This window comes from Pasteurella dagmatis (assembly GCF_900186835.1).
In the GTDB taxonomy this organism is placed as follows: domain Bacteria; phylum Pseudomonadota; class Gammaproteobacteria; order Enterobacterales; family Pasteurellaceae; genus Pasteurella; species Pasteurella dagmatis.
On the sequence record NZ_LT906448.1, the window covers coordinates 698,382 to 711,017 of the forward strand.

General features: G+C 36.5%; 10 protein-coding genes. 4 read left to right on the plus strand and 6 right to left on the minus strand.

Annotation, left to right across the window (positions count from 1 at the left end):
- Positions 1–113: 113 nt before the first annotated feature.
- Positions 114–1,022: a lysine exporter LysO family protein gene (locus CKV78_RS03265; RefSeq protein WP_032855124.1), complete on the minus strand. Its 909-nt coding sequence runs from the start codon at positions 1,020–1,022 to the stop codon at positions 114–116.
- 68 nt (positions 1,023–1,090) lie between these two features.
- Between CKV78_RS03265 and CKV78_RS03270 the strand changes: the two genes are divergently transcribed.
- The gene (locus CKV78_RS03270) at positions 1,091–2,662 is read left to right on the plus strand and encodes an ATP-dependent nuclease (RefSeq protein WP_005762056.1); all 1,572 of its coding nucleotides are present in this window, start codon (positions 1,091–1,093) and stop codon (positions 2,660–2,662) included.
- Between the two features lie 73 nt (positions 2,663–2,735).
- Here the strand turns inward: CKV78_RS03270 and nrdA are convergent, their stop codons facing one another.
- From nrdA to dacB, 3 genes are all read right to left on the minus strand, one after another.
- A complete protein-coding gene (nrdA, locus tag CKV78_RS03275; protein WP_005762057.1) occupies positions 2,736–5,006 on the minus strand; it encodes a class 1a ribonucleoside-diphosphate reductase subunit alpha in 2,271 nt (756 codons plus the stop codon).
- A 307-nt stretch (positions 5,007–5,313) separates the two neighbouring features.
- Entirely contained in the window at positions 5,314–6,096 is a 783-nt protein-coding gene (locus CKV78_RS03280; RefSeq protein ID WP_005762058.1) for an MOSC domain-containing protein, read from the minus strand.
- 1 nt (position 6,097) lies between these two features.
- Complete coding sequence (gene dacB / locus CKV78_RS03285) at positions 6,098–7,567, minus strand: serine-type D-Ala-D-Ala carboxypeptidase (protein WP_005762059.1); 1,470 nt, start codon at positions 7,565–7,567, stop codon at positions 6,098–6,100.
- Between the two features lie 168 nt (positions 7,568–7,735).
- Between dacB and greA the strand changes: the two genes are divergently transcribed.
- Positions 7,736–8,212, plus strand: a complete 477-nt coding sequence (greA, locus tag CKV78_RS03290; protein WP_005762060.1) for a transcription elongation factor GreA — start codon at positions 7,736–7,738, stop codon at positions 8,210–8,212.
- A gap of 78 nt (positions 8,213–8,290) precedes the next feature.
- On the opposite strand, the gene yhbY is transcribed toward greA, so the two are convergent.
- On the minus strand, positions 8,291–8,593 hold the full coding sequence (gene yhbY, locus CKV78_RS03295) for a ribosome assembly RNA-binding protein YhbY (RefSeq protein WP_005762061.1): 303 nt from the start codon (positions 8,591–8,593) through the stop codon (positions 8,291–8,293).
- A 139-nt stretch (positions 8,594–8,732) separates the two neighbouring features.
- On the opposite strand from yhbY, the gene CKV78_RS03300 reads away from it, so the two are divergent.
- Entirely contained in the window at positions 8,733–9,692 is a 960-nt protein-coding gene (locus CKV78_RS03300) for an AEC family transporter (protein WP_005762062.1), read from the plus strand.
- 93 nt (positions 9,693–9,785) lie between these two features.
- On the opposite strand, the gene CKV78_RS03305 is transcribed toward CKV78_RS03300, so the two are convergent.
- A complete protein-coding gene (locus CKV78_RS03305) occupies positions 9,786–10,607 on the minus strand; it encodes a D-hexose-6-phosphate mutarotase (protein ID WP_005762064.1) in 822 nt (273 codons plus the stop codon).
- A 97-nt stretch (positions 10,608–10,704) separates the two neighbouring features.
- Between CKV78_RS03305 and CKV78_RS03310 the strand changes: the two genes are divergently transcribed.
- A complete protein-coding gene (locus CKV78_RS03310; RefSeq protein ID WP_005762065.1) occupies positions 10,705–12,633 on the plus strand; it encodes an ATP-dependent DNA helicase in 1,929 nt (642 codons plus the stop codon).
- Positions 12,634–12,636: the final 3 nt, after the last annotated feature.

Consider the following 12,636-nt stretch of genomic DNA (forward strand, 5'->3'; position numbering starts at 1 on the left):
GATAGAGGAAACTAAACGTTTCCTCTTTTTGTTTTAAAATTTACTCCATCATGACAGAATTTTAGCTATTTTGAATAAAGAGCGGTCATTTTTTAAGAATTTTCATTTGTCAGCTATAAAGGGATAGAGGAGAAGAATACCAATAAAATTGGTGGCAAAATATTGGTAATAAAACCAAAACTAATTGCTAGTGGTAAAACTTCGATCCCGCCTGATTTTTGAATAATTGGTAAGGAGCAATCTAGTGCAGTTGCACCAGATATACCTACGGCGGTTGAGCGGTGTTTAAACATCAAAAAAGGAATTAAGAATAAGCTGACAATTTCACGTGAAAGATCGTTAAAAAATGCAATACTCCCAAATACCGGTCCCCAAGCATCATTAATCACAACACTAGACAGTGAATACCAACCAAATCCAGAGGCAATCGCTAGGCCTTGAGTTAATGGTAAATCTAAAATCAAGGCAGCAACGACTCCACCAAAGAGAGATGTTGTAATAAAAATGAAGCCTGTCGCTAATCCTCGCTTATTGAAGAAAACCTCACGTAGTGTGATACCGTTATTACGTAGTTGTACTCCTACACAGAAAATCAAGCAAATTAACACATAAGTACTTGTACCAAAAGGCAATGTGAAAGTGGATTTCAACACAAAACCAAGAATAAAACCGATTACGACCATTCCACATAATTTGCCGGAATCTAGCAACAATTTCCAACGAGGTGGAATTTCTTTCGTGGACAACTTGATTGGTTTAGGAAATAATCTATCGTAAATCACTAAGCCAGTGATATTTAATGATTGAATGATCACTGCAAAAGTTAATGCTGAAATTGCAATAACAGGGAGCTTTTGAGCTAGGTTATCTAGTTGACCTAATGAGAAGCCCATTAAAAATAAGATGATATATAATAAAATCATCACAATTTTGTTAATTGGGGATAATATTTTTTCATTTTGTGTTTTGATGAGATACCCAGCAAAAAGTGGGCACAAAACAATCAGCAATCCTTCATACATAAATGTTTTCCTTTGATAGTACAGCTTTTCCATTCTAGGCAAGGCGAGGAAAAAAACAAGAGGTGATTATGTATTTACGACAATTAGAAATTGTAGGGTTTCGTGGTATTAATCGATTATCTATAAAATTTCGCCCAGATATGGTGTTAATTGGTGAAAATATGTGGGGTAAATCCAGTTTACTTTCTGCATTAAGTTCTATTTTTAATCCTGAAAAAACGTTATATCAGTTTTCACTGAAGGATTTTCATATTTCCAATGCAAATCAACAACCTGTGCAAAATATTACCTTGCTTTTTACTTTTTGTGAGCACGAAAAGAATGAAGATAACGCAGATTATAATCTCCCTTATGTAAGGCACCATTTATTTATTCATCATCCCGATGGATACCAACGATTATATTTGCGTGTCGAGGGAGAGAGAAATGCTGAAAATGAAGTGACCACAGAGTATTCATTTTTAGATCAAAATGGTGATTCGGTTGTCGTAGATAATATTGAACAGCTGGTTTTTTCTTTGATTTCTCGCCACCCTGTTTATCGTTTCCGAGATGCTAGACTCAATAAAAATCCACATACTTTAAGGCTAATTAAACAAAACTCAGCTATTCAAGATCCGCTACAAAGTGAAATTCAGGCTGTCATTTTACTTTTACGTTATTACTTTTTAAATCGCCATAGCAATGGTGAGTTAATGCAAGATACTACAGTGTTATGGCAGAAGGTAAAATCATTGTGTGGTAGGCTTCAACAAGATGAAACCCAACGCTTACGTCGTAAAGTGTTTTTTTCTTTAGCTTCATTATTTATTGAAAGTGAATTTGTGCATTTTGGGAAATTTACTCACCCTATCATCTTATTTGAAGATCCTGAAGCACGTTTACATCCTCGTATGGTAGCAATTTTATGGGAATTAGTCAGTTATTTGCCAGTGCAACGTATTACCACTACTAACTCGGTTGAGCTGATTTCACAAGTGCGATTAACGTCAATTTGTCGCTTAGTTCGAACACCATTGAGAACTGAAAGTTTCCAATTAAGCCGCCGTGATTTAGGTAAAGAAGATTTCCGCAGATTAAGTTTCCATATTCATCATAATCGGAGTTTAGCCTTATTTGCACGTATGTGGATCTTAGTAGAAGGGGAAACAGAAGTGTGGATTCTATCAGAATTGGCTAAGCTATTGTCGATTAATTTGGATATTGAAGGGATCCGTATTGTTGAATTTGCACAGAGTGGCTTAAAGCCTTTGATTAAATATGTCAAAGCAATGGGTATTGAATGGTATGTTTTAGTCGACGGTGATGAGGCTGGGAAAAAATATCGAGAAGTTGCGACTTCTATGTTAAATAGTATGGAGCATATTAGCGATAGATTAACGATTTTACCACGTCGAGATATTGAACACTTTTTCTATGTTAATGGTTTTTCAGAGGTATTTATTCGTTTAGCACAATGGCAAATGAATAAATCAAATTTTTTGCCGACTAGTAAGATTATTCAACGTGCGATTCAGAGAACATCAAAACCAGATTTAGCTTTGGCGTTATCGAGTGAAATGGAAAAACGAGGAGTTCAGTCAATTCCTTTGTTATTTAAACGATTATTTTCTAAGGTGTTGAGCTTAGCCAAATTATAAAATCAAAAACAATATAAAAGGCGGTTATCAATGAGATAAACCGCCTTTCTATTATTGGGATTGAATTAAACGATTAGATCTTACAAGCACCACCTGCACACGCATCATCAATATCATCTTGACCGTCATCTGCACCATCGCGAGTGTTTTGATAGTAAAGTGTTTTTAAGCCATATTTGTAAGCGGTTAATAAATCTCCAAGTAATCGTTTCATTGGAACTTTACCATCTTCAAAACGTTGTGGGTCATAGTTGGTATTTGCTGAAATGGCTTGATCCACGAATTTTTGCATAATACCCACTAAGTGCAAGTAACCATCGTTATTTGGAAGTTCCCACAATAATTCGTAGTTTTCACCAAGTGTTTCATATTCAGGAACAACTTGTTTCAAAATACCGTCTTTTGATGCTTTCACGCTGACGTGTCCACGTGGAGGTTCAATACCATTTGTTGCATTCGAAATCTGTGAAGATGTCTCTGATGGCATTAAGGCGGTTAACGTTGAGTTGCGTAAGCCAAACTCTTGGATCTCTTTACGTAAAGTTTCCCAGTCATAATGTAATGGTTCTTGTGTTAAAGTATCAATATCTTTCTTATAGGTATCAATTGGTAAAATGCCTTTTGCATAAGTAGTTTCATTGAAGTATTCACAAGGACCAATTTCTTTTGCTAAATTCATTGAGGCTTTCAATAAATAATATTGGATAGCTTCAAAAGTACGGTGAGTTAAATCGTTTGCGCTGCCGTCTGAATAGCGTACTCCATTTTTCGCCAGATAATAAGCGTAGTTAATTACACCAATACCTAATGAACGGCGGCCCAATGAGCTACGTTTTGCTGCACGAACAGGGTAGTCTTGGTAATCTAATAATGCATCTAATGCACGAACAGCAAGATCCGCTAAACTCTCTAATTCATCAAGATTCTCTAATTTACCTAGGTTAAAGGCTGAAAGTGTACATAATGCAATCTCACCATTTTCATCGTGGAAATGTTGTAATGGTTTAGTTGGTAATGCAATTTCTAAACATAAGTTTGATTGACGAACTGGTGCAACTACAGGATCAAACGGAGAGTGAGTATTACAGTGATCCACGTTTTGAATATAAATACGGCCTGTTGAAGCACGCTCTTGCATTAATAAAGAAAATAACTCAACTGCTTTTACAGCGCGTTTGCGAATTGTTGGATCTTGTTCGTATTTTAAATATAACTCTTCAAATTTCGTTTGATCTGCGAAGAATGCTTCGTAGAGTCCCGGTACATCAGATGGGCTAAACAATGTAATGTCAGCACCTTTAATTAAGCGTTGATACATTAATTTGTTTAGCTGTACACCATAGTCCATATGGCGAACTCGGTTGTCTTCTACACCGCGGTTATTTTTTAATACTAATAAGCTTTCAGCTTCTAAATGCCATATTGGGTAGAACACTGTTGCAGCACCACCACGCACTCCACCTTGCGAACAAGATTTCACTGCTGTTTGGAAGTATTTATAGAATGGAATACAACCAGTGTGGAACGCCTCACCACCACGAATTTGGCTACCTAAAGCACGAATTGCACCCGCATTAACACCAATTCCCGCACGTTGAGAAACGTATTTCACTATTGCAGAAGCTGTTGCGTTGATTGAATCTAAGCTATCGCCACATTCAATTAATACACAAGAACTGAATTGACGTGTAGGGGTTCGTACACCCGCCATAATTGGTGTTGGTAACGAGATCTTAAATGTTGAAGTTGCATCATAGAAACGACGAATGTAATCCAATCGAGTTTCTTGCGGATATTTAGAGAATAAGCTCGCAGCCACTAATAAATATAAGAACTGTGCTGACTCATAAATTTCACCAGTTACACGGTTTTGAACAAGGTATTTACCTTCTAATTGTTTCACTGCTGCATAAGAGAATGTCATATCGCGCCAATGATCAAGGTAAGTATCCATTTCATCCCATTCTTCACGACAGTAGTCCGTTAATAATGAGGCATCGTATTTGCCCATACGTACTAATTTTTTCACGTGCTCATAAAGACGTGGTGGGTCGAAATGACCATAGGCTTTTTTGCGTAAATGAAATACAGCAAGGCGAGCAGCCAAATATTGATAATCAGGACTTTCTTTACTGATTAAGTCTGCAGCAGCTTTGATAATGGTTTCGTGGATATCTGAGGTGCGAATACCTTCATAAAATTGAATGTGTGAACGTAGCTCAACTTGTGAAACAGAAACGTTCTCTAGACCTTCAGCAGCCCAAGTAATAACACGGTGAATTTTATCAAGATCAATTGGCTCAAGATGCCCGTCACGCTTAGTGACCATCAGTGCTTTATTCATTGTTGCAGACCTGTTTGTTAAAAGTGAAACACTATATAGGCTAAAAATACTATATGTAGTGTTAGGATGTAAGTTTCGATACAAGATAATGGGATGAAAAGGAAAATTCAAGCTTTAAATTTTTTATAGTCATTATTGACAGAGAATAACTTATTTATAAATAAGTAAAATTTTTTTATATCTTAAAATTGAATTATTAAATTTTGTGCACTGGATCAAGTTTTACTCATTGGCGTTAATTGAGCATAAAGTGCGGTTAATTTTCCTTGATTTTTTTGTAAACATAGAACAGTTGTTTAAAGGTTAGTTAGAGTAGCTGAAGTTCATCACCTACATAAATTACACCAGAGTTTAATGGGACTAAATTAATTCCAAACAAAGGTTTCCCTTTTTCATTTGGATTGATTTTTTTTAATGTGCGAAATGGCTCCATTTTAGGGTGCATTTGGGCATTATGTGGATCTCGAGTAGTTAATATGCAACGTTCACAAGGTTTCGTATGGATAAATATGACTTCACCAATCTGTATTCTTTGCCATTCTTGCTCAGCGAAAGCGACTTCACCATCAATCACAATATTAGGACGGAATTGTTGCATTTGAATTGGCTGTTCACAATATTCTTGAATAGATTTTAAAGAAGTATGCGAAGTCAGTAAAATAGGATAACTATCGGCAAAAGAAACACTTTGTTCAGTATTTTTAATATACCGTTGAGACGTTTCGCCTAACCAGCGTAATTGAACGTCTCTCCCCATTTTTGCACTAAACCATTGATTGATGGTCTCAGGTGCAATCCAAGATGGAAAATGATTACCCCACACTTCACATTGTTCTTGTTGCTTGAAATCACGATAGGCAATTTGAATAGAATCGCCTTGACGATGATGCACTGATAACCCTAAAGGAAGTGGAAATGCTGAAAAAGAAAAAAGTTCCGCCTCTTTTCTGGCAGTAATAAATGTACCATCAACTTCGGTGAGCATAAATTCACGGTCAAAATTTAACCCTTGTGGTTGTACAAAGGCCTGTGATACTTGATAAGCTCGTGTTGATTTAATTGGATAGATATAAAGTTGTTGAATACGCATATTATTCCTTATACAAAGTGTTATAAAGCCCACTTTCGAACTGCACTAATGGCGCACGTTTTGTTTTACTTTCGAAGTCCCCCGTGGAATAACCGTTGATAAATTGTACGAATGCTAGGGTTTCATTTCGTGAGTTTGTCATAAAACCAGCAAGATTATAAACGCCTTTTAACGCTCCAGTTTTGGCAATAACATTTTTAACGAGTGGCGGATTAATTAGCGATCCTCGCCCACTTAGAGTACCATCAACGCCTGCGATTGGAAATGAGTCCATTAATTTCAATGTAGCTTCGTTTTTCGCAATATAATCGAGTACTTGTAACATTAAATTCGCTGAAATTAAATTGTGGCGAGAAAGTCCTGAACCATCAGCAATAATGCTATTACTCAATTTAATTCCCGCTTTTGAATGTAAAATTTGGCGCATTGCTTGGCTGCCTAGTTGGAATGACGCAGGGCGTTTATAGTAATGAAATGCCACACTACGGAAAAGTGCATCTGCAATTTGGTTGTCCGATTTTTTCATCATTTTTTTGATTAAATCAGGTAATGGTTTTGAAAAATGCTGTGCTAGCAATTGTCCTTTTTGTTGCATTAACGGTGTTTGCACTTTGCCATTAAACTCAATGCCTAAACGTTTTAATTGGCGTTGAATCATCGCCGCACCATAAGCACTAGGATCTTGTATCGCAAAACTCAACCCGAACGGCTTATTTTGGCGAGCAAGACAACCTTTGACTTGATAGCGGTTATTGTCATTTACCATTACATCTAATTGGCAATAAGGAGCTTCTTGTTGGCTTGCTACATACACTTGTCCAAACACTTGTACTGGATATTGTGCTGGAATATTAATTTTAACTGACTCACCGATAGCTTGATTCGCATCGAGTTCCAAATAAAAACAATTATTATCAATATTCACTGCGGCTGGAGGTGCATTAAAACACATTGTTAAATCATTCCAAATCCAACCTAATCCACGATCGTGGCTAGTAAAAACAGCGGTATCTAAAATTAAATTACCAGTGATTTTAGTAATTTTTTGTTTTTTGAGTTGTGCGAGTAAATTTGAGAGTTGACCGCTTGTTAAATCAGGATCACCTGTAAAACGAACGATTAAATCACCTTTTAATGTATTACCTTGTACTTTCCCATTGGTCAATAAACTGGTTTCAAAACGAAATTCATCACTTAATGCTAATTTAGCTGTAAGTGCAGTTAATACTTTTTGAGTGCTGGCGGGTAGCATAAATGTATTTGCTTGATGTTCAGCGATAATTTCATTGCGAGTTAAATTTTTAGCAATAACACTGGAGCTTGTACCGTCAGGTAAAACTTGATTTAGCGAGGAAACATCAACACTTGTGTAAGCAAACGGAGAAAATAAACAAAAAAGGGCTAGTTTAGTGACTAGCACAGTTTTATAAGTAGGAAAAAGTGCGCTTAAGAAAGAAGATGATTTATACATAATGAATGAGTTTGGTGGTTGCTATTTTTTTTCAGACGAACAATAATAGTACCTGAATCTGAGGGAGTAAATCCTTTTCTCATTAAACAAGAATTTTAATTTGAACTTCGGCATCGTTTTTACGATGCCGCAGTTTTGTTTTATCTATAAAGGAAGAAATACACAATTATGAAACAAATTCCAATGACTGTACGTGGAGCAGAACAATTGCGTCAAGAGCTTGATTTCTTAAAAAACACCCGTCGTCCAGAAATTATTAAAGCGATTGCAGAAGCGCGTGAACACGGTGATTTGAAAGAAAATGCGGAATATCATGCAGCACGTGAACAACAAGGATTCTGTGAAGGTCGAATTCAAGAGATTGAAGGAAAATTGTCTAATTGCCAAGTGATCGATGTGACCAAAATGCCAAATAATGGCAAAGTGATTTTTGGTGCTACAGTAGTGTTGTTAAATGTAGATACCGATGACGAAGTGAGTTATCAAATCGTGGGCGATGATGAAGCAAACATCAAAGATGGTTTAATTTCAGTAAATTCACCAATTGCACGCGGTTTGATTGGTAAAGAAGTTGATGATGTTGTCGCTATTCAAACTCCAGGTGGCAAAGTTGAGTTTGAAATCATTGAAGTAAACTACGTTTGATCATTGAGAGAAGCTGATTTAAACAAAACTTATAATAAAAAAGCTATGAATTTTAAAGTTCATAGCTTTTTTGTTTGATTATTTACGTGGTAATTGAATTTGCGGTTCCTTGCTTGCACGGTAAAGTACAAGAACGTGTCCAATAGTTTGTACTGCAGTTGACTTTGTTTCACGCACAATAGCATCAATGATTAACTGTTTAACTTCACGATCTGCACCTGCAATTTTCACTTTAATGAGTTCGTGGTGTTCAAGTGCGTTATCAATTTCGGCTAATACGCCCTCAGTTAAGCCATTGTTACCAATCATTACCACTGGGTTAAGATGATGAGCAATGCCTTTTAAAAATTGTTTTTGTTTAGTAGATAATGTAATTGACATAATTTATCCTAGTAAAAGAAAGTGCGGTCTATTTTTGAAAAGTTTTTGTAAAATTGACCGAATACAACTCAATTGAGCAATTTTAACCGTAAATTGTATTTATATAAAGTCATTTGACTCAAGATTAGGTCGTATAACAATGAATAATGCCGATTTTTTCTCTTCTTTTGGGTTTTCAATGAGTGTCACAATGCCTACTGTGTTTATGTTAGTTTTGGGCATCGTATTACGTAAACGCAAAATGATTGACGATAAATTTACTGGACAAGCGACAAAAATCATCTTTATGATCACTTTACCATTCTTGCTTTTCCTTAATATCATTAGTAATCCTGTCGATTATCGTTCACAATTACTTCCTATTTTGGCCAGTATTGTAGGTACCTTGATTTTATTTGTATCAGCTGAACTTTTTGCGGCTAAATACATACCTGAAAAACAAGAGCGAGGTACTTTTGTGCAGTCGGTTTATCGTGGTAATAACGGCATTTTAGGTTTAGCACTTTGTATTAATGCTTATGGTGAGGCGGGTTTGGCACCAGCTTCAATTTATGCAGCAGCGACTATTTTTCTTTTTAATGTATTAGGCGTGATTACTTTAAGTCGATCTTTTGCAAGAGGTAAAGTGAGTTGGTGGGAAGTTTTAAAAAATGTAGTGAAAAATCCGTTAATTATCGCCATTGTGCTAGGTTATATTGTGAATGTGTTGGAATTGAGTTTACCGAAAACATTATTAACTACTGGTAATTATTTGGCTAGTATGACCTTACCACTAGCTTTGATCTGTACTGGCGCAAGTATTCGTATTAAAGGCTCATTTTTTTCATCGTCAGTGGTGATGTGGGGGAGTTTTGCGAGAGTCTTGATCGCACCTATTTTTATGGTGATTGTTGGCAAACTCTTTGGTTTGTCGGGAATGCAAATGGGGATTTTATTTTTAATGGCAGCAACACCAATGGCAACGGTAGTATATACAATGGTGAGAGGAATGGGGGGTGATGGTACAAATGCTGCAAACGTCATTGCATTGACAACTTTAGGCGCTATTATCACATCTTCTTTGGGGCTAATGATTCTAACTCAGCTCGGTTGGGTTTAATTATAAATAAAGCGACAATAAAAAAGAAACGATAGACTTTATCGTTTCTTTTCATTTTTAATAGACAAAACTTTATAAAAGAGACCGCACTTTTTATTTTACTTTGAATAAGACTGATACTTGTTCACTTTGTTGTAATGGTTTGGAAATACGAGCAGTTTCTACACAAACCATTGTTTGATAGCCTGTTTCACTCATTCCACTGGTCGTTTTATGCCAAGGATTCCAAAGTACAACATCACTGGAATTTTGTTGTTCGATCTTAATGTGACGTTGTAGCACAGGGTCAATGATGGTATTTTGTGCATTATTAATTTGATAAATACAATCTACATTTTCAGCAATTTTGCGTGGTGAGGGAACGGTTTCTTGTTGTTTAGTCAGATTACTTAAACAGTTTGTTGTCAATCCGTGCACTTCGATTTGTTCAATATTACCGACATTAAAATAACTGTGTAGCGCTAATTGAGCTTCCTTCTCTCCGTAATGAGTAAAAATTAACTCGCAAGTTTCACTAAAGATCATGGTGATTTTTGCTTCGATTAGAAGATCTTCAGAAAATAATCCAAATTCTAACCGCACTTTTTCATCAGCGATTTGATAATCTATTAGTTGCCATAAACGAATGCGTGCAGTGCCGTGAGATGGGTTTTTTATTGTTCCAAACCAAGGGTAGCAAATGGGGACGCCACCACGGATGGCGTTGCCTAATTGAAAGGGTTCAACGTCACTTAACCAAAGTACTCCTTGTTCTGCTGCTGCAGGTTGCCATTGCAGTAATTGCGCTCCCTGTAATGCAATTAATGCTGAGCCTACAGGATGTTGTAGTGAAAGTGCAGGGATTTGATTATATTCAACTAAACTTAATGAAGGGGCAATTTTCTTGATAAATTTGGCTTGAATTGAGCTATTCATAGGACCTCTTATACTGTTTTTTTATTCAGTGTATTATTTAGTGGCGACATAAAATCTGATACACTATGTCGCAATTTTTATATGAATCTGAAAAATAATGGCGAATATTGATAAAATAATCAAGGTCTTTTCTGAACAAGGTGCGTTAAGCCAAAGTATCAAGGGGTTTCGCCCTCGTTCTGAACAATTGGAAATGGCCACAGCAGTTGGACAAGCAATCAACAACAAAAATTCACTAGTTATTGAAGCAGGGACTGGTACTGGTAAAACTTTTGCTTATCTTGCACCAGTGCTATTAAGTAATAAAAAAACCATTATTTCTACAGGGTCAAAGAATCTTCAAGATCAGTTATTTAATCGAGATCTTCCCGCTATAAAAAAAGCATTAAATTACACAGGTAAAATTGCCTTACTTAAAGGGCGCTCAAATTATTTGTGTTTAGAACGCTTGGATCAACTGATTGCACAAGGCGTACTTGGTGATCGTTCTGTATTGGCTGATTTATCAAAAGTACGAAAATGGAATAACTCCACCAAAACGGGCGACTTAACAGAATGTGTTGAGTTAGCAGAAGATAGTCCTATTTTGCCACAACTCACTAGTACGACTGAAAGTTGTTTAGGTGCAGATTGCCCCAATTATACTGATTGCTATGTGGCTGCAGCGCGCAAACGTGCATTAAATGCTGATTTGGTAGTTGTCAACCATCATTTGTTCTTTGCCGATATAGCAGTCAAAGAAACAGGATTTGGTGAGTTGATTCCACAAGCAGAAATCGTGATTTTTGACGAGGCACATCAATTACCTGATATTGCTAGCCAATATTTTGGTCAGTCGATTACTGCTCGTCAACTGTTTGAAATCTGCAAAGATATTAATATTGTTTACCGCACTGAAGTGAAAGATATGGCGCAATTAGGAGTGGCATCGGATCAATTGCTTAAAAGTGTACAAGATTTCCGTTTATTATTGGGTGAAAGCAATATTCGTGGCAACTGGCGAGAGATATTGTCACAAAATGTGGTCAAAAATGGCTTTGAGCATTTGATAGATAAGCTTGAGTTTGTATCGCAAGTCATCAAATTAGTGCTTGGTCGTTCACAAACGTTAGATAGCATTTTTGAACGTATAGAGGCTGTAAAAATTCAATTAAAACGCTTATCTGAAACGGAAATTACAGGCTATTGTTATTGGTATGAGACAGTTGGTCGTCAGTTCGGTTTGTATATCACACCATTAACCGTTGCAGATAGATTTGGTGAAGAAATGCAAAAGCGAGAAAGTACGTGGATTTTCACTTCAGCAACATTAGAAGTGGGGGGAACATTTGATCATTTTTGCCAGCGTTTAGGCATTATGAGCGCGGAACAAAAAATTCTACAGAGCCCATTTAATTATCTTGAACAGTCTTTATTATGTGTGCCTCGTTATTTACCAAGTAGCAATCAAAATCATACAATGAAACAGTTAGCGCAAATGTTATTACCTGTGATTGAAGCAAATAGAGGGCGCTGTTTTGTACTGTGTACATCATATTTAATGATGCGTGGTTTAGCAGAATATTTTCGTGAAAATAGTGGGTTATCGATTTTATTGCAAGGTGAAACCTCAAAAGCCAAATTACTCGATCAATTTATTTTGGAAGAACATTCTGTTTTAGTTGCAACTTCCAGTTTTTGGGAAGGAATCGATGTGCGAGGTGATGCTTTATCTCTCGTGATTATTGATAAATTGCCATTTACCTCCCCTGATGACCCCTTATTAAAGGCGCGTATCGAAGATTGTAGATTGCAAGGAGGCGATCCTTTTAATGATATTCAAGTGCCAGAGGCGGTGATTACCTTAAAACAAGGTGTAGGACGATTAATTCGAGATGTGACAGATCGTGGTGCGGTGATTATTTGCGATAGTCGTTTGGTCATGCGTACTTATGGTGCAACGTTTTTGAAAAGTTTGCCTAATGCAAAACGTACCCGAGATTTGAACAAAGTGATACAATTCTTGATGAATACAAATAATGGATAACAA

Excerpts from the sequence above, each read along its gene's own strand:
- CKV78_RS03305 (WP_005762064.1), bottom strand. The coding sequence starts at position 10,607 with ATGAATAGCTCAATTCAAGCCAAATTTATCAAGAAAATTGCCCCTTCA.
- CKV78_RS03270 (WP_005762056.1), top strand. The coding sequence starts at position 1,091 with ATGTATTTACGACAATTAGAAATTGTAGGGTTTCGTGGTATTAATCGA.
- nrdA (WP_005762057.1), bottom strand. The coding sequence starts at position 5,006 with ATGAATAAAGCACTGATGGTCACTAAGCGTGACGGGCATCTTGAGCCA.
- yhbY (WP_005762061.1), bottom strand. The coding sequence starts at position 8,593 with ATGTCAATTACATTATCTACTAAACAAAAACAATTTTTAAAAGGCATT.
- CKV78_RS03300 (WP_005762062.1), top strand. The coding sequence starts at position 8,733 with ATGAATAATGCCGATTTTTTCTCTTCTTTTGGGTTTTCAATGAGTGTC.
- CKV78_RS03280 (WP_005762058.1), bottom strand. The coding sequence starts at position 6,096 with ATGCGTATTCAACAACTTTATATCTATCCAATTAAATCAACACGAGCT.
- CKV78_RS03265 (WP_032855124.1), bottom strand. The coding sequence starts at position 1,022 with ATGTATGAAGGATTGCTGATTGTTTTGTGCCCACTTTTTGCTGGGTAT.
- dacB (WP_005762059.1), bottom strand. The coding sequence starts at position 7,567 with ATGTATAAATCATCTTCTTTCTTAAGCGCACTTTTTCCTACTTATAAA.
- greA (WP_005762060.1), top strand. The coding sequence starts at position 7,736 with ATGAAACAAATTCCAATGACTGTACGTGGAGCAGAACAATTGCGTCAA.
- CKV78_RS03310 (WP_005762065.1), top strand. The coding sequence starts at position 10,705 with ATGGCGAATATTGATAAAATAATCAAGGTCTTTTCTGAACAAGGTGCG.